This window comes from Bacteroides sp. AM32-11AC, from assembly GCF_003603515.1.
Lineage (GTDB): Bacteria > Bacteroidota > Bacteroidia > Bacteroidales > Bacteroidaceae > Bacteroides > Bacteroides uniformis.
In genome coordinates this window covers 198,706-216,875 of the sequence record NZ_QTNH01000007.1, presented here as the reverse complement: position 1 = coordinate 216,875, position 18,170 = coordinate 198,706, and the positions used below count along the sequence as shown (strand labels likewise).

At 46.4% G+C, this 18,170-nt stretch carries 16 protein-coding genes; 8 read left to right on the top strand and 8 right to left on the bottom strand.

Going from position 1 to position 18,170, the window contains the following annotated elements:
• The first annotated feature begins 8 nt into the window (after positions 1-8).
• Together DW800_RS09820 and DW800_RS09815 are read left to right on the top strand one after the other, a co-directional pair.
• A complete protein-coding gene (locus DW800_RS09820; protein WP_005826627.1) occupies positions 9-479 on the top strand; it encodes a DUF4252 domain-containing protein in 471 nt (156 codons plus the stop codon).
• A 20-nt stretch (positions 480-499) separates the two neighbouring features.
• Entirely contained in the window at positions 500-1,405 is a 906-nt protein-coding gene (locus DW800_RS09815; RefSeq protein WP_005826629.1) for an outer membrane beta-barrel protein, read from the top strand.
• 111 nt (positions 1,406-1,516) lie between these two features.
• Here DW800_RS09815 and DW800_RS09810 read toward each other — a convergent pair whose 3' ends face one another.
• The gene (locus DW800_RS09810; protein ID WP_044468198.1) at positions 1,517-3,178 is read right to left on the bottom strand and encodes an OmpP1/FadL family transporter; all 1,662 of its coding nucleotides are present in this window, start codon (positions 3,176-3,178) and stop codon (positions 1,517-1,519) included.
• A 36-nt stretch (positions 3,179-3,214) separates the two neighbouring features.
• Positions 3,215-4,597, bottom strand: coding sequence for a hypothetical protein (locus DW800_RS09805; RefSeq protein WP_119958022.1), 1,383 nt, complete (start codon positions 4,595-4,597; stop codon positions 3,215-3,217).
• 281 nt (positions 4,598-4,878) lie between these two features.
• On the opposite strand from DW800_RS09805, the gene prmA reads away from it, so the two are divergent.
• A complete protein-coding gene (prmA, locus tag DW800_RS09795) occupies positions 4,879-5,721 on the top strand; it encodes a 50S ribosomal protein L11 methyltransferase (RefSeq protein WP_005836023.1) in 843 nt (280 codons plus the stop codon).
• Between the two features lie 54 nt (positions 5,722-5,775).
• Here prmA and DW800_RS09790 read toward each other — a convergent pair whose 3' ends face one another.
• Both DW800_RS09790 and DW800_RS09785 read right to left on the bottom strand, forming a co-directional pair.
• A complete protein-coding gene (locus DW800_RS09790; RefSeq protein ID WP_165859894.1) occupies positions 5,776-6,648 on the bottom strand; it encodes a glycoside hydrolase family 25 protein in 873 nt (290 codons plus the stop codon).
• A gap of 69 nt (positions 6,649-6,717) precedes the next feature.
• Positions 6,718-8,364, bottom strand: a complete 1,647-nt coding sequence (locus DW800_RS09785; protein ID WP_119958021.1) for a diphosphate--fructose-6-phosphate 1-phosphotransferase — start codon at positions 8,362-8,364, stop codon at positions 6,718-6,720.
• Between the two features lie 307 nt (positions 8,365-8,671).
• Here DW800_RS09785 and DW800_RS09780 point away from each other — a divergent pair, with 307 nt between their 5' ends.
• Together DW800_RS09780 and DW800_RS09775 are read left to right on the top strand one after the other, a co-directional pair.
• Positions 8,672-8,977 (top strand): RNA recognition motif domain-containing protein, encoded by a 306-nt coding sequence (locus tag DW800_RS09780; protein WP_005826648.1) that lies wholly within the window; start codon positions 8,672-8,674, stop codon positions 8,975-8,977.
• A 79-nt stretch (positions 8,978-9,056) separates the two neighbouring features.
• Complete coding sequence (locus DW800_RS09775; protein ID WP_005826650.1) at positions 9,057-9,554, top strand: cold-shock protein; 498 nt, start codon at positions 9,057-9,059, stop codon at positions 9,552-9,554.
• 90 nt (positions 9,555-9,644) lie between these two features.
• Here DW800_RS09775 and DW800_RS09770 read toward each other — a convergent pair whose 3' ends face one another.
• The 3 genes from DW800_RS09770 to DW800_RS09760 are packed head-to-tail and all read right to left on the bottom strand — an operon-like array spanning position 9,645 to position 15,431.
• Positions 9,645-11,021 carry an efflux transporter outer membrane subunit gene (locus tag DW800_RS09770; RefSeq protein ID WP_117713966.1) on the bottom strand — a complete coding sequence of 459 codons (1,377 nt, stop codon included), beginning with the start codon at positions 11,019-11,021 and terminating at the stop codon, positions 9,645-9,647.
• 17 nt (positions 11,022-11,038) lie between these two features.
• Positions 11,039-14,149: an efflux RND transporter permease subunit gene (locus tag DW800_RS09765; RefSeq protein ID WP_016273398.1), complete on the bottom strand. Its 3,111-nt coding sequence runs from the start codon at positions 14,147-14,149 to the stop codon at positions 11,039-11,041.
• A gap of 7 nt (positions 14,150-14,156) precedes the next feature.
• Positions 14,157-15,431, bottom strand: a complete 1,275-nt coding sequence (locus DW800_RS09760) for an efflux RND transporter periplasmic adaptor subunit (RefSeq protein ID WP_044468008.1) — start codon at positions 15,429-15,431, stop codon at positions 14,157-14,159.
• Positions 15,432-15,734: 303 nt separating this feature from the next.
• Between DW800_RS09760 and DW800_RS09755 the strand changes: the two genes are divergently transcribed.
• The 3 genes from DW800_RS09755 to DW800_RS09745 are packed head-to-tail and all read left to right on the top strand — an operon-like array spanning position 15,735 to position 17,389.
• A complete protein-coding gene (locus tag DW800_RS09755; RefSeq protein ID WP_005826660.1) occupies positions 15,735-16,004 on the top strand; it encodes a hypothetical protein in 270 nt (89 codons plus the stop codon).
• A gap of 1 nt (position 16,005) precedes the next feature.
• Complete coding sequence (locus DW800_RS09750) at positions 16,006-16,560, top strand: 1-acyl-sn-glycerol-3-phosphate acyltransferase (protein WP_005826663.1); 555 nt, start codon at positions 16,006-16,008, stop codon at positions 16,558-16,560.
• Between the two features lie 22 nt (positions 16,561-16,582).
• A complete protein-coding gene (locus tag DW800_RS09745; RefSeq protein ID WP_009036814.1) occupies positions 16,583-17,389 on the top strand; it encodes an amidohydrolase in 807 nt (268 codons plus the stop codon).
• Here the strand turns inward: DW800_RS09745 and DW800_RS09740 are convergent.
• Positions 17,361-18,062: an SIMPL domain-containing protein gene (locus DW800_RS09740; protein WP_016273396.1), complete on the bottom strand. Its 702-nt coding sequence runs from the start codon at positions 18,060-18,062 to the stop codon at positions 17,361-17,363. The two genes, DW800_RS09745 and DW800_RS09740, sit on opposite strands and share 29 nt — an antisense overlap.
• Between the last annotated feature and the right edge of the window lie 108 nt (positions 18,063-18,170).

Below are 18,170 nucleotides of genomic sequence, written 5' to 3'. Positions count from 1 at the left end.
ACAAGGTTATGAAAACATCTATACTGATTTGCATACGTAGTCTGTGCCTCTTTTCCCTGCTGATTTGCCTGCCAGCCTTTGTACATGCACAAGAGAGACTGCAAATAGCCGACCTATTCAGCAAGTATGGCGAGCAAAAGGACGTGACCAGGGTAGAACTGAACGGCAGTATCCTGAAATCTTACCGCATGACTACCTACAAGAGCCTTGTGTTCAAGAATGTATCCCCCTATCGCCGGGAAATTCAGCAGGCCATTGTACACGACAAGCAAGATAACGCAAAGAAGGCGCAGGAGGTAATGGAAAGCGGTGTGCTGCGCAGCGCTTATTACCAACTGAAAGAGGTGGAACGCAATGGAAAGAAGCTGAACCGCTACATCATTTTCAAGATAGGAAAAGACTCCATGGGCACTTTGATTTACATAGAGGGTCTGCTCAGTGAAAAGGAAATGATGGATATGCTTTACAAATCGGAATAACACTAAAAACAATATACGATATGAAAACCAGAATTATGATTTTGGCCTGCCTGCTTGCTGTGCCGGCCGGCCGCATGGCAGCACAACAACAGACTGACCCTGAACAGAAAGCTACAGTACAGACACAAGGCGACTCCATCATCATCCGGAAAGGAAAAGGAGACATGCGCATCAAGGTGTACGAAGAGCAGTTGGAAGACGGAGAAAAGAAAGAAGTACAAATTTATGAAGGAGTCTATCTCGAGAAAGTGGATGCAGACAAGCGCACTTTCCTCGACGCCCTGCCATTCATCCCCAAAAAGAGAAGATACAATGCTTACGAACCGCACTGTTCCGGTCTGTATATTGGCTACAGCCGGCTGGCTAACGACTTCCTTTCCTTCGGAGCAAGCGACAAGATGGGACTCGACTTATCCAAGTCATGGGAATTCGGCTTCAACATCCTCTCCGTATATCACAACTTCAAGAAGAACCCGCATTGGGGAATCAACCTGGGAGTCAGCTGGGGATACCGTTCTTTCAATATCGACGGTAACTATGCCTTGCTGAAGGAAAACGGAACCAGCATCTTCACCGCAGGCAACGAAGACACCAGTTACAATAAAAGCCGTCTGCGCCATTTCTTCTTCCGTGTACCCGTATTGATGGAATGGCAGCAAAGAGTGGGAAGAAACAAAGTGTTCTTCAATGCCGGTCCCGAATTTGAGATACGTCACAGCGTGAAGTCATTCTCACACATCAACGGAGGCAAGAAGAAAACCGTAGGCAAAGGTATGTATGTGCAGCCCGTCGGCATAAACCTGCTGGCACAAGCCGGTTATGGTAATATCGGCATTTACCTGCGCTACTCCACATACGGATTATTCCAGAAAGACAAGGGACCGGAAGTATCTCCCTATTCATTTGGCGTGGCATGGTATCTGTAATCCCTCCCCTATAACACAAGACTCCCCGAAATGTATTTGTACATTCCGGGGAGTTCTTTTATACCCTAAGGTATTGACAATGAAAGGTTATCTGCAATGAAAATTGTTCTTCTAAAAACGCATGCCCAATGTAAATAGCACTTTACTGCGAGTGTTGGTAACTTCCGTTGTTGGCGGTGTTACCAAGCCGTTTATATCATTATAAAACGGATAGAAATCAGATTTATAAGTATCGAATTTATAAGCCAAATCCGCATAAAACGAAGAAAAGCGATAACCGATACCTAAAGTGAAAGTATTCATCGATTTGCTATTGGCAAAATCCGTATCTGTATTTATAGAATTGGAAGGCAATGCCTTAATAGCATCCTTTTTATAGGCTGCAGTACTGTAATTGTAACCGGCACGCAGAGAGAAAGCAGGTATCGGCTTGTATTCTGCTCCTAAACGAAGCGTACTTACCCCCTTCATACAGAGGTCAGCCTCACCCGTTTCCCATGCCATCTCGTCACCTTCAGGATATTTGAACTTCATGCTTGAGTAGTCCTCATATTCATATTCAGCTCCCAAAGCCAGATTATTACCGACTGTATAGCCCAAACTTGCATTAAATACCCACGGGGTTTGCAGCTTAAAATCACGGTCCATATCTCTACCGCCTAATGCAGAATAAGTATCTACAGTTGTACGAGTAAGACGTTCATTCCCCGCATCATCAGGCAAATACAAATCCGAAGTCAGTAATGCCCCCGTAGTATAAGTCAGTTTGTAATAGATAGGAGTATGCACAGCTAAACCTATACGAAGCGGAGAATCTTCAATCGGCCGGAAAATGGCGCCGAATTTAAAGTCGAAACCCGAACCATGTATACGATTAAAGCTCTCCAAGGAATAACCTTCGTCATCATAAACATGTGTATCTCCTTCCAATGTATAGGCATACTTTTCATCATAAAGGGAATACTTGTTGTAATCCACATCATAAGCACCCAGAGTAACACCAAAGTAAAAACGGTCATTTATATTGAAGGAGATATTGAAATCATATTGGTCAACACCGCCACGCTCACGCGACAAGAAATAAGCATCCGCTTCGGAAGGAATATAAGGAGGATAAGTATTATAGTCCTCACTTTCTATATCCTCAAGAACAAGTGCACCTTGATACCCCATAGTCCCCAGCCATCCAGCATAATTATGTTGATAAATATCCTTGCGCCCATAGTCCAAATAAGCTCCTTGATCCGGGTAATCATATTGAGGACGATGATAGAACGCATAAGCTGCATCCGTAGCCTGCTGCGCCATACTCCGCACTTGAGATACATATTGATTATCTATGCTTCCCATCAACCCCTGCATCGTCATATTCTTATAGAATGACTTTGATTTGTGGTAATTAAAACCAAAATTCACATACCGCAAAGGAGTATGATTGCCTATCTTCGAAGCTATCACAAAACCGGCATTATCAAAACTCCAGCGGTTCTTGTTCGTTTCAAATTTATTACCTACATAATTGCTTTCTGTACCCGTCATTGAATAGCCAAAGGTAAGCATAGCATCATTGCTACGATAAATACCGATACCGGCAGGATTGGTTCCTATGGTAGAAATATCACCACCCAATGCTCCCATAGCTCCGCCCATTCCGACAAAACGGGCGGTTCCATTCAATTCCTTCTGTGCTATATTCGTTGCATCATATATTGTCTGTGCCCCTGCGCCTACAGCTGTAAACATAGCAAGGGCTATCATGGTTATCTTCTTCATAATTCTTAGTCTTGTTAGATTAAAACATACTTATACTTACCGTCTTCTGGAACCACCGCCGCCACTGGAACGACTGGCACCACCGCCACCACCACTGGAGTAACTGGAACGTGAGCTACTGCCTGAAGAGAAGCTGGAAGAAGAACGGGTGCTACTGGATGAACGTACTGGAGCAGAATATGAACGACTGCTACTACGATTGTTGTCATTGGAGTAGCTGCGTGCCGGTGCGGCGCTTGAACCTCTGTTATAAGTCGATGAAGTCCTGCTACGAGTGGAAGTTCCAACAGAAGAGCGTACACCGGAAGAACGACTGCTACGAACTCCTTCTACGCTACTATTATATGAGCTACTACGCGTACTGCTTGGACGGGTGTAAGTGGAACGGCGGGTAGAAGCCGCACTCGAACGGTTTACACTTGAGCGAGTTGCAGAAGAACTTGAACGAACTGTAGACGAACTTCTTGTACCTACCACCCGACGGGTTGACGTACCGGTACTGCTACGTCTCACTTGACCGGAAGTAGTACTGCTACGACGTACAGCCTGCCCTCCATTTACAGTAGAAGAACGGCGGGAAGTAGAGGACGATACTCTGTTTCCGGCATAAGAAGAACGGCTCGGACCATAAGAACGTCTATTGGTATATGCATTTCCCCAATGGCCGCCTCCCCAATGACCACCGCCACCGGGATAATATCCGGGATGATAGTGATGGTGATGATGATGTCCCCACCAGCCACCGCCGTACCAGCCGCCCCAGCCAAAGCTCCAGCTCGGACCGTACCAGCTGTTCCATCCCCAGCCATAGTAAGGATAACCGCCCCAACCATAAGAGTTATAGCGCCAATCCCACCACAAGCGGTTGGTGAATGTAGGGAAAGCATATGCATATAATCCGTCGGTATACACGTTCCAATCCCAGGAATTCAAGCCATAGACCACATCCCAATACAGTGGGCTGCTGATGCTGATGGCATAACGGGGATTGCGGAAACGGATAATACGGGTAGCATACTCGTAATCATCCTGCGAACCCTCGAACTCACCGTTCACCCATTCGCCGTCCAGGCCGTCATCTTCTTTTTCATTGATGTAAAGGGTATCGTTCTCCATCACGAAATCATTGTCGCGAGAATCGTAACGACGGTTATATTCGTCCACATCGCGGATTTTCCCCTTACGGTCTTTTACTACAACAGTAGTGCTTCCCGGCGATGAATAAATAGTGGTCGGCGCATTCGACTTTACTACAATCTCTTCTACGGGAGCAGCGACTTTCTTCTCCTGCTTCACCTCTTCTTTTTTCTCTTCCTTATTCTTGGAAGGAGTGTAGTAAAGGTCGTCATCTATACTTTGTGCCACCAGTGTCCATGGGAGGCACAAGGCAAAAAGCGATAAAAAAACAATCTTTTTCATATTAGTTTGGTTTATGGATTTTACGTTTATCTATTTCTTCACGTCACAAAGATAACGCCGGATTTTATCCCATGCAGCAGATTTTCCCCAAAGATTTATAGGGAATTCCCTAAATACCCCGCCTTTTGACGAGGCAAGCGGCACTTCCGCATAAAAAATGAACAAGTTCATTTTATTCTGCCCTCGGTTTACATTACCTTTGCAGTGTGAAAACAAAGATACGCAGAAATAGATTTGTTCTTTAAAATCTTCTTCTGCATTTAACAAACAATCATATTCCGATGAAATATTTAGAATTTACATTCCGCACTGTTCCGTGCACAGAAATAGTCAACGATGTACTTTCCGGAGTCTTGGGTGAAGCTGGCTTTGAAAGTTTTGTTGAGCAGACCGACGGTATCACTGCCTATATACAGAAAGAGCTGTATAACGAATCTCTACTCAAAGAAGCACTTGCAGACTTCCCTCTGCCCGATACACAGATAGAATATAATTTCGTAGAAGCCGAAGACAAAGACTGGAACGAGGAATGGGAGAAGAACTTCTTCCAGCCCATCGTTATCGGAGACCGTTGTGTCATTCACAGCACTTTTCACAACGATGTCCCACAAGCAGAATATGACATCGTCATCAATCCGCAAATGGCATTCGGCACAGGGCACCACGAGACAACAAGCCTCATCATAGGCGAACTGCTGGATAGTGACCTGCAAGGCAAAGCATTGCTCGATATGGGTTGCGGAACTTCCATCCTTGCCATACTGGCACGCATGCGTGGAGCCTCTCCTTGTACAGCTATCGACATAGATGAATGGTGCGTGCGCAACTCACTCGAAAATATAGAATTGAATGGAGTGGATAACATTGCCGTATCCCAAGGTGATGCCTCCTCTCTGGAAAGCAAAGGTCCGTTTGATATGGTTATCGCCAACATCAACCGTAATATCCTCCTGGCAGATATGAAGCACTACATAGCCCGCATGAATCCCGGAGCGGAATTGTTGATGAGCGGTTTCTACATAGATGACATTCCCGTCATCCGCGAAGAAGCCGAACGCAACGGGCTGCACTTTGTCCACCATCGTGAGAAGAACCGGTGGGCGGCAGTGAAATTCCAAAAATAATAAAGGTCAATACTAAAAAGCTAAAGGTCAATATCAGGAAGCTAAAGTTGACCTTTAGCGTTCTATACAAGGAGTTTTCAACGTAAGCTCCAAAAGTTCCTCCATTGTACCATTAAAGACGTTCAAATCCACCTCTTCTTCAATACCGGGCACAGTGCCTACATCCGTGTGCTGCCAAAAGTGCCACTTGCCCTCATAACGCACGGAATCTACATAATAATGGGCTATCCAATAAGGATAAGCATTGAAAATGGAATCGCTGAGATAGCGTTTCTTGAATTTATAGGAAGTATAAAGAATAGGCTTTACGCCGTAATGCGCCTCTACCCTATCCAGCCAAGTCTTGACTGCCGTTTTAAGTTCCTGCGGTGACTGCTTGCCGGTAGTCTCCACATCAAGTACGGGAGGCAGGTCTCCCTTTGCCAGCTGCACGGTACGGATAAAGAAATCGGCTTGCTTGCGGGCATCGGTCTTAGGGATAAAATAATGATAGGCACCACGGATAAAACCGTATTTACGCGCCTGGCCGAAGTTCTGCGTAAACGTATCGTCACCATGATCGCCGCCTTCGGTAGCTTTCAGAAAAATAAAGTGAATGGGAAATTGGGCTTCTCTATTATGTGTCAGGAGTTCCCAATCTATCTTTCCCTGATAGTGGGATATGTCTATGCCATGCACCTCATAGTTGCAAGGCATACATACACCGTAACCTTTCTGACCATAACAAGGCTTCCAGCGATAAGCATAAGGACGAATGAAAAACCAGTAAAAGCCGGTAGAAAAAACAAGAATGATACAGACCGCCAAAAGATTGCGCAACCATACGGGCATGGTACGCGGCTGCGTTTTCTTCTTGCTCCGCGGAGAGGAAGAACGACGGGCGGCAGTAGTTTTACGCCGGATATTTGTGGAGGTCTTGGTTGCCATGAGCAAAGGAAAAGAAAGGGCGGAATGAACCGCCCCTCCGTTTTATTGTCAACTTGTTGATGCATCAACTTATTTAGCCTGCTCCAGCTGCAAAGTCTTCGTAGCCTGGTCGCAAACTTCTGTCGGACCGAAGTACTGGATAGGACCTGGATAAACGTAGTCTGTTTCCATAGCCCAACGGTCACGCTGAGCAGCGAATGCCTTGAACGGAGCACCGTCCAGCTTCACCAGAGCCTTCTGGATAACCGGCTTCATTTCACCGTGGCGACGTTCCATGTTCATCATCATAGTGATGGGCACACCGCCTGCAATCCATTCTTCGGCAGGAGCAGTAGTGTTGCGTACAGAAGACATGTAACCGGTCTTTCCGTTAGCAATCAATGCAGATGCTGCATAACCCAAAGAGTAGCAGTAGTCAGCGTCGAAGTTAGACGGAGCAGCGCAACGTCCTTCGTAGCCGAAGAAGTGGTGCTGTGCAGCAAACTTGCCTACGAACTTGCCCTCTTCTTTCCACTGAGCCAGCTTAGTGCCAACCATTTCGGACAGCAACTTTTCTGTTTCAATCAGAGATACCTGTACGTTTCCGTGCGGGTCGCGGTCCAGAGACAACTGGCGAGCCACGCCTTCGGGCAAGCTTGCGTAGATGGCCGCATTCTCCGGAGAGAGTTTACGGATGATATAATCGCGTTGGTGAGATTTCTTAATTTGAGCAAACTCTTCTGCATTGGCAGCAAGGAAGTCGTTCAACTCAGCAATCAGACGCTTCATGGCCGGGATGAATTCAACCAATCCTTCGGGGATAAGAACCGTACCGAAGTTGTTACCCTGGGCCGCACGTTCGGCAACGACCTTGGCAATACTGGTCACGATGTCGTCCAAAGACATATCCTTAGCTTCAACCTCTTCAGAGATGATACACATATTGGGTTGAACCTGCAATGCACATTCCAAAGCGATATGAGAAGCGGAACGTCCCATCAACTTGATGAAGTGCCAGTATTTACGAGCAGAGTTACAGTCACGTTGGATGTTGCCGATTACTTCAGAGTAAGTCTTGCAAGCAGTATCGAAACCGAAAGAAGTTTCAATCATATCATTCTTCAAGTCACCGTCGATGGTCTTGGGGCAACCTATTACCTGCACGCCATAATTCTTGGCAGCATAGTATTCAGCCAGTACGCAAGCATTAGTGTTGGAGTCATCGCCACCGATGATAACCAATGCCTTGATGCCGAGTTCCTTCAGGATTTCATAACCTTTCTCAAACTGTTCTTCCTTTTCCAGCTTGGTACGGCCCGAACCGATGATGTCAAAACCACCCGTATTGCGGTATTCATCAATGATGTCAGCAGTCAGTTCCATATAATTATGGTCAACCAAGCCGCCAGGACCCAGAATAAAGCCATACAATTTGCTGTCTTTGTTCAGCTTCTTGATACCGTCGAAAATACCGGAAATCACATTGTGACCGCCAGGAGCCTGTCCACCGGAAAGGATAACACCCACGTTCATTGCGGGGAAGTCAACCGCCTCATCGGTAGTTTCAAACTTAATCAAAGGCATTCCGTACGTGTTGGGGAACAATTTCTTGATTTCTTCCTGGTCAGCAACAGACTGAGTAGCTGCGCCTTCTGCAGCCTTAACAGTTCCTTTCAGCGCTTTCGGAAGTTTGGGCTGATAGGCAGCCCTTGCAATTTGCAATGCACTTTTAGTCATTTCTCTTAATTATTTAAAGGTGTTAGTAAAGTTCCGTTTAAAAGCGTCGCAAATTTCGCTTTTTTTCGTAAGATATGCAAACGAGAGGCCGAAATAATGTATAAAATGACATTTATCGTTTTTTATCCTAAAATAAAAAGGAGAAGAAAGCAATTAACTGATTTATTGTGTTATCTTTGCCGCAAAGTTTGAGTTACGAGTCGTTATCGCATTGTTCTTCTTTTAATATACAACTATTATTAGGCGGTCTCTTCCATAATTATTCTCCATACTCCAATTTAATAATTACAATTAATTAAAATTTCAAATGAACATTTACATTTCAGGTTTAAATTTCAGCACAACAGACGCTGACTTAAACGATTTATTTTCAGAGTACGGAGAAGTTTCTTCTGCAAGAATCATTACAGACAGAGAAACAAGAAGATCCAGAGGTTTCGGTTTCGTAGAAATGCCGGACGATGCAGCAGGCCAAAAAGCCATTGACGAATTGAACGGTGCTGAATTTGACCACAAACAAATCTCGGTAAACGTGGCACGCCCCCGCGAAGAAAGACCTTCCAATGGCGGCAATCGCGACAGAAGAGGCGGTTACAACTCTAGAAGATATTAATATTCTTAACTACTGACAAAAGCAGGAGGTGTTGTAGCAATACCCCCTGCTTTTTTTATAACTCAATAAATAAAAATACATGGCCAAATCCATCTCCGCAGACAAGCGTGAAAATGAAAAGAAAAGACTCGCCCGACGAGCTGAAAAACAAAAAAAGAAAGAAGAAAAAAAACTATCCAACAAAGCCAATAGCTTTGAAGATATGATTGCCTATGTTGACGAAAACGGCATGATAACCTCTACTCCTCCGGCAGAAAACACTCCCAAAGAAGAAATAAAGCTGGAAGAAATCGTCATATCAACTCCCAAAAAAGACAAGGAAGAACCGGTCATCCGCAGAGGACGTATCGAGTTTTTCAATGAATCGAAAGGCTTCGGCTTCATCAAGGACTTATCCGGGGTCGAAAAATACTTTTTCCACATTAATAATGTGCTGACAGATATAGCAGAAAACAATATTGTGACGTTCGACCTCGAACGTGGCCTTAAAGGCATGAATGCCGTAAACGTAGCTCTTGAAGTAGAAAAGGCAAAGGAAAAGAAAGAAAACAAGGAGACTCTAAATACAGAATCCTAGATGAAATAAGCCAATTATAGAACAAGGGCGTGTATATACCATCAAATATTTCGATACATACACGCCCTTGCTGTCTTCTTTAATCACACGTCATTCGGTTTGCCAGCCACCCCCCAATGCCTTATAGACATTTACCATGGCAATAAGTTCGTCGCGGATGGCATTGCTCACCCCTATTTGGGCATCGAAATAACCACGCTGGGCATCGAGCACATCCATATAATTGATGACGCCGTTGATGTATTGCAACTGTGCCAAATCCACATATCCCTTGGCAGAACGTTCAAGTTTGGCACGCAGTTGGTAGACCTCCTTTATCTTATTGAAATCCACAATGGCATTCTTCGCTTCCTTAAAAGCATTCAGCACTGTCTTTTCATAGCTATGCACTTCGGCTTCAAAAGAAGCCTTCTGTGCATTCAATGCAGCACGGTTCTTTCCCCAACCGAAAAGCGGTGCCAAGACCGCCCCATTCAATAAGGAATAGGGGGATTCCAGAAAATTGGACAACACATCACTTTCCAATCCAAATTGTCCGGTCAGGGCCAGACGGGGGAACATATTGGTATAAGCAACTTTCACTCTGGCATGTTCAGCCTTCAACTGCTGCTCTGCCGCACGGACATCGGGGCGACGTTCCAACAAATCCGAAGGCAGACCTACCGGTAAGGACTCCGGCACATCCAGTTCCTGCAGAAAATTGACACGCTTGATACGGGTAGGGAATTCCCCCACAAGGAAGGATATATCATTTTCTTTCAGAGAGATACGGCGTTCCAAATCCGGAACAAGAGTAGCCGTACGAGCCAACTCCACTTGAGCCTGTTGATAAGAGGTCTCCGAGGTCAGCCCTCCTTCAAAACGGATACGCGCCAAGCGCACTCCCTCTTCACGCGCCTTTTGTGTCTGGCGCACAATCTCCAGTTCCGTATCAAGGGCTACCAGCTCATAATAAGCCTGCGCCACTTCGGCAACGATGGTCATGCGCAACGCACGCTGCGCCTCCACACTTTGCAAATATTCGGCCACAGCAGCCACTTTCTTCCATCTCAAGTTTCCCCAAAGGTCCAGTTCCCAAGAGAGCAACGCCTTGGCTTCGTAAGTATTGCCTACATCACGGCTATGACCACCGTAATTCTCCACCTCGCGCTCAGCCTCCACCTTTCCGGTGAGCTGCGGCAGAAGGTTGGCAACACTGATACGTTTTTGGGCAGCCATCTCCTTGACACGGGAAGCTGCAATCAGCATGTCTTTGTTATATTCCAGAGCACGGTCTATCAAAGCACGCAGCGTGCTGTCCGTATAAACTGCCTGCCACTGTTCATCGGCTATGCTCATGCTATCCTGCTGCTGTGCCAGGCTATCCGGCAATGCCATCTCCGGACGCACATAGCTCTTGCCCACCTTGCATGAGGTAAGGGCAAACATACTCAGCAACAAAATAATATATATGTTCTTTCTTTTCATAAACGTTGTCTTTAAAATCAGTCTTTCTTAATCTTATGCTGCACTTTGGCTTTTGTCTTGTATACCAGGACAAAGAAGAACGGTACAAGCACAATACCGAATACAATGGCAAATATCATTCCGAAGAAAACACCCGTACCGATGGCCTGACGGCTCGCCGAGCCCGGTCCGCTTGCCAACACCATAGGAAGCATTCCCAATACAAAGGCGAGGGAAGTCATCAGGATAGGCCGGAAACGGAGTTGGGCAGCATGGATGGCAGACTGTATCAAGTCTCCTCCCTTGTCAACCTGCACCTTGGCAAACTCCACAATCAAAATGGCATTCTTTGCCGCAAGCCCCACCAGCATCACCAAGCCGATTTGGAAATAAATATCATTCTCCAATCCGCATATCACAACGCCCAGATAGGCACCCAAAGCGGCAACCGGCAGTGAAAGCAATACAGCGATAGGCACCGTCCAACTTTCATATTGCGCAGCCAAAAAGAGGAATACGAAAAGGAATACCAGCGTAAGCACAAGACCCGTCTGTCCTCCCGCCTTCTTTTCCTGATAGGAAAGGCCACTCCACTCCAGACCGATATTGTCCGGCAAGTGGTCACGTGCAATCTGCTCCATAATCTCCATTGCCTGGCCGGAACTGTAGCCTTGTGCCGCAGAACCGCGGATGACGGCAGTGGTAAACATATTGAAACGCTTGATACTGCCCGGACCGGTGGTATAAGAGGCATTTCCCAAGGAAGTAAGCGGCACCATCACTCCGTCCTTTGCCTTTACAAAGAACAAGTTGATATTATCCTTATGCTCACGATAAGGAGCCTCGGCCTGGATATACACCTTATATATACGGTTGAACATATTGAAGTCATTCACATATACTGAACCGGTATAGGCCTTCATGGTAGAGAATACATCCGCCAGGGGCACACCCAGCATTTTCACCTTATCACGGTCCACATCAAAATAAAGTTGCGGTATTTCAGACTGCAAGGATGATGAAAGCCCCGTCAGCTCCTTATGCTTCTGGGCATAATACATCAGCGTATCTGCCGCCTGCACCAAGTTGTCAAACGTCGCCTCTCCACGCGCCTCAAGCTGCATTTCGAAACCTCCCGAGGTACCCAATCCCGGAATGACCGGAGGCGTGGAAAGATAGACCTTGCATTCGGGATATTCCTTCAAATCCTGCTCCACATTCTCCATTATCTTATCGATGGAAATCCCCTTACGCTCTTCCCACGGTTTCAGAATAACCGTCAGCTCACTGCGTGCCTGGTTGCTACCCACACGGGGGCTGCTACCCGTCACGTTCTGCACATAGGCCACATAGGGATTCTTCTCCAAGTATTGCACGGCACGGTCGGTCACCACACGGGTTCGCTCCAAAGTAGCACCTTCCGGCAACTCCAACTCTATCTTAAAATAGCCCTGGTCTTCTACCGGCAGGAAGCTGGTAGGCACCAACCGGTGGATAATGAAAATGGCAACCAGTACCAGGCCGAACGCACTCATCAAGCGGCGGGGATTCCTGATGACCCGGTTAATGACAGCCACGTATTTGTGATTGCCCAAGTTCAGCCATTCATTGATTTTGCGGAAAACTATGTTCTTTTTCTTTCCACTGTCGGGCTTCAATATGAGCGAACACATGACGGGACTAAGCGTCAGGGCCACTACCGTAGAAAGCAATACGGAAACGGCGATAGTAATGGTAAACTGACGGTATAACTGTCCGGTGATTCCGCTCAAGAAACTTACCGGCACAAACACGGCACAGAGCACCAACGATGTGGCAATCAAGGCACTTGCCAATCCGTTCATCGCCTTTTTGGTAGCTTCATACGGGCTCAATTTCTCCGTCTCCATAAGATGTTCTACATTCTCCACCACCACAATGGCATCATCCACCACAATACCGATGGCGAGAATCAATCCAAGCAAAGTCAGTATGTTCAGAGAGAAACCGAAAATAAGCATGAAACCGAAGGTACCAATCAGGGAAATAGGTACCGCAACAATCGGTATCACCGTCGCACGCCAACTTTGCAAGGATAGAAATACAACCAGCACCACCAGAATCAGCGCTTCGAACAACGTCTTGTACACTTCGTGAATGGATTCGGAAATATAAGTCGTCATGTCGAAGGGAATCTCATAACTCATCCCCTCAGGGAAATTTGCACTGATTTCCTCCATAGCAGCCTTTACGCTCTTTGCAACTTCCATTGCATTGGCCCCGGGAAGCATATAGATACCGAGAACGGCAGCATTCTCACCGTTGATGCCACTCTCCGTGCTATATGAAGATGCTTCCAATGAAACACGCGCCACATCGCGCAGACGGATAATGGAACCGTTGGCATTGGCACGGACCACAATGTCCTCAAACTGCTTTGCCGAACTTAAGCGTCCCTGGGTAGTGATAGGGATAGTAATGTCGAGTCCCTTCACCGGCTGTTGTCCCAAAACACCCGCAGCAGACTCACGGTTCTGGTCCTTCAGGGCATTCTGCAAATCCTGCACCGTCAGTCCGAAGTTGGCAAGTTTGTCGGGCAACGCCCATATCTGCATGGCATAGTAGCGGCTACCGATGTTGGAAACACGTCCCACACCGGGGATACGGCGCAACAAGTCGAGTACATTGATAGTAGCAAAGTTACTCAAATAAATTTCGTCGAACTTCGGGTCACTGGAAGTCAGACAGATAGTCATCAATTGGCTGGGAGCCTGCTTTTCCACAGAAATACCGTTCTGAATCACTTCGGCTGGCAAACGGCTCTCCGCCAGTTTCACACGGTTCTGTATTTCTACGGCAGCCAAATCCGGGTCGGCAGACACGTCGAAAGTGACCGTAGCTGAAAATCCTCCGGAATTAGAACTGTTGGACTCCATGTACAGCATACCGGGAGTACCGTTTATCTCTTGCTCGATAGGGGTTGCCACCGCCTGCGAAACAGTCAATGCACTGGCTCCCGGATAGGAAGCACTGATTTTCACTACGGGAGGCGTTATCTGCGGATATTGGTCTACCGGCAGCATGGTCAGGCCAATGATACCGACAATTACAATCACAATCGATATCACCGCCGAGAATACCGGGCGGTCTATAAAGAAACTTACTTTCATAACATCATTACTTTGAAGGGTTGTTGTCCTTTGATTTATTCTCAGCCGGAGTAGTCTGCTTCGTTTCGGAAATAACCTGCTTGTTCAGAGAATCACTCGTCTGCTCTTCCTCCTTTTTAGGAACGGCAGCCTGGGCACGTACTTTCATACCCGGAGTCAGCTTGTGGAAACCTTCAGTCACAATTTGTTCTCCGGCAACCAGACCACGCTCAACCACCCAATTGTTGCCAAATTCAGGTCCCAGTTCAATGAAACGCTTTTCAACCGTAGAGTCCCGGCGCATCACAAAAATATATGCACCACCTTTCTCAATGGTAACCGCCTTTTGAGGAACGGCGACAGCACCCTCACGTACATCCAGCAATAGCTTAACCTTTGTGAACTGCCCCGGTAACAACACTTTGTTAGGGTTCGGCATTTCGGCACGCACGGAGAATGTTCCGGTCTGAGGGTCCACCTGAGGTTCGGCAAAATCCACATAGCCCTTATAAGGATAGACGGTATTATCCGCCAAAGTAATCGTAATGTTCGGCTGCCAGGAACGTGTAGAGTCCTGACGCCCTATATCGATATTCCGTTCCTTGCTTTTCAGGTAATCCAATGCCGTCATGCTGAAATCTACCAGAACCGTATCACTTTTCACAACCGTAGCCAGCAAGGACTTGCCTCCCGGTCCGACCAATGTTCCCAAATCCACATTTCTTTCACTGATATGTCCCGATAGCGGAGAACGAACCAACGTATATCCCAATTCCAATTCAGCCTGGTCCAAATCGGCCTGGCTCATCGCTACTGAGGCTTCTGCAGTCTCGTAAGCAGCCTGGGCATTGTCCAAATCCAGCTGGCTGGCAGCGTTCTGCGCATAGAGGGGGCGGATACGCTCCAAATCGCGCTTTGCCTTCAATGCCTGCGCTTCATCCTTCTTTAACTGTGCACGAGCTTTGTCAGCCTTTGCCCTATACTGGTCCTGGTTTATCACAAAAAGTACCTGGTTCTTGGTGACATATGTTCCTTCTGCGAAAAGCATATTCTCCAAATACCCTTCCACACGCGCACGTACCTCTACAAACTGCTGAGCGCGAATACGTCCCACGTACTCGCCATATATCTCCACATCTCCTTTTTCCGCAGATTCCACAATCACGGTAGGAGCTTCCGATTCCACCTTCTTAGGCCAAGTCAGAATAACGTAACCTGCCAACAATACCGCCATGCAGGCAACCATCATCAGCAACCTCTTCTTCTTTAGTTTCAATTCTTTTTTCGTAAAAAACTGTCTCATGCTTGTTTGTATATTAAATTTAACCCTGTTTCTTTCTATTAAAGCAAATCCGATGCCAATCTATCACTATCTCATCCATTACGTCTAACAAACTATATATCAAGCAGAAAAGCAGACGGCAGTTCTTTATTCATGGTGGCATCCTCCATTTTTCCCTGTGGAATGTGTCCACAGTTTGTGGAATAATTCCACAAAACTACTAAATTAAAAACACATAAAAACCCTTTTTTGCTCTACACTAACAAAGAAAAACATTATCTTTACCGAAAATAATTCAGATTATTCATTTTAAACGTAAAGATTATGGCAAGTAGAAAAGAACTAAAGAAGAATATAAACTATATTGCAGGTGAATTGTTCACAGAGTGTCTTGTAAACAGCTTATATGTGCCTGGAACAGACAAACAAAAAGCCGATGAACTGATGGCTGAAATTCTGAAAATGCAAGATGAATTCATAAGCCGCATCAGCCACACCGAGCCAGGAAATGTAAAAGGTTTCTACAAAAAACTTCGTGCTGACTTCAATGCAAAAGTAGACGAAATTATTGACGCAATGGGCAAACTGAAATAAGATGAAGAAAGCCTTTTATAGCTTCATTTATTATCGCCTGCTGGGCTGGAAGACAAACGTGACGGTGCCCGACTACGACAAATGTGTAATTTGTGCGGCACCCCATACTTCCAATTGGGACTTATTTATCGGTAAATTGTTTTATGGTGCCATCGGTCGCAAGACCAGTTTCATGATGAAAAAGGAATGGTTCTTTTTTCCTCTGGGACTGATATTCAAAGCCGTTGGCGGCATTCCGGTGAACCGGGGACGTAAATCTTCCTTAGTGGACCAAATGACCGAAAAGTTTGCAAACAGCAAGCATTTCCACCTGGCTATTACACCGGAAGGAACCCGTAAAGCCAATCCCAACTGGAAGAAAGGTTTTTATTACATAGCACTTAAAGCACAAGTGCCCATCATGCTTATCGGGATTGATTATCCTTCCAAGACCATCTCCTCTACCAAGGCTGTCATGCCTACCGGAGACATCGAAAAGGATATGCGCGAGATAAAACTGTACTTCAAGAACTTTAAAGGAAAAAATCCCGAAAATTTTGATTTAGGAAATATCTAATCAGGTATTAAGCATTAATGCCATGCGAATAAGCATCTTGCAAACAGACATCGTCTGGGAAAATAAACAAGAAAATCTCCGTCGTCTCCGCGAGAAGTTAGAAACTCTTCGTGGAACAACGGAGATTGTTGTTTTACCGGAAACATTCTCCACCGGCTTTAGTATGGACACCGCCAGCTTGGCCGAACCCACAACGGGAGAAACCATCGCAACACTGCGCCAATGGTCCGAAGAGTACCGGCTTGCTCTTGCCGGCAGCTATATTGCCTGCGAAACAGCCTCGGAAGGCGGAAAGCCATCCTACTACAACCGCGCATTCTTCCTTACGCCCGAAGGCAATGCTTACTATTACGACAAACGCCACCTCTTCCGGATGGGGCACGAGACAGAACATTTCACCCCCGGCAACCGGCGTCCCATCATCCGATATCGCGGCTGGAATATACTGCTGCTTGTATGCTATGACCTTCGTTTCCCGGTCTGGAGCCGCAATACGAGCAATGAATACGACCTCCTGATTTACGTCGCCAACTGGCCCATTCCCCGCCGGAAAGTCTGGGACATCCTGCTGCAAGCGCGCGCGCTGGAAAACATCAGTTATGTCTGCGGTGTCAACCGTATCGGCAAGGACGGCAGAGACATTCCACACAGCGGAGGCAGTGTGGTCTACTCTCCGAAGGGGGAAGTGCTTGCCACTGTGCCCGACAACGAAGAGGCGATTGCCACCGCCTCCCTCAACCTTTCCTCCCTGCAGGAGTTCAGGCTAAAGTTTCCTGCTTGGAAAGATGCGGACGAGTTCGTTATTTCTTCAAATAATAGTTCACAGTAGTCACTACACGTACGCTTTTTATATAAGGAGTATAGGCATCGCGGTCACTTATGGAGAACTGCCCTTGCGAGGCATTGCGGATTTTCCCCAGTTCACTGTCCGAATCCTTGGCAAACTTCTCAGCTGCAGCACGAGCGTTCTTCGTGGCCTCCTCTATCATTCTGGGCTTCACTTCGTTGAGACCGGTGAATTCATAAGACACATTATATTTATAATCCCCTCCCGTGATGGCAATACCCTGCTTCAAGAGTTCAGCCTGCCCCGACATGAGCTTACGCACCCTATCCACATTCTTGGAAGTGACAGTGATGACAGACGTGGCATTATAACGATAGGCCACGTTGCGGTCAACGTAACGTTCGGCCTGCATGTCAATCACTTCGGGCGGTGCAATACTGATTTCCTCCTTCTCAATACCGTTGTTTTCAAGGAAACTCACGATGGCAGCGTTTTTCTTCTCCATATTGGCATAAAGCAGTGCAGGGTCATTACCTATGTCTTTGTAGACAAGAGGCCAGACTACCTTGTCAGCAGGCACTTCCATTTCGGCCAGCCCTTTCACACTGACCACACGATCCTTATTCACAAAATTGTTGATACCGCCTTTTACCATGATTCCCAACAAAAGCAGCCCCACGGCTATGATGGCTGCTTCTACTTTCCAGCTTTTCATACATTGATATTTTAGAGTTTATAAACACACACAAATATAACAAACCCAAACGACAAAAAGTGCGATGAATGGTCTATTTTTATATGATTATCCTCACTTATACCCCAA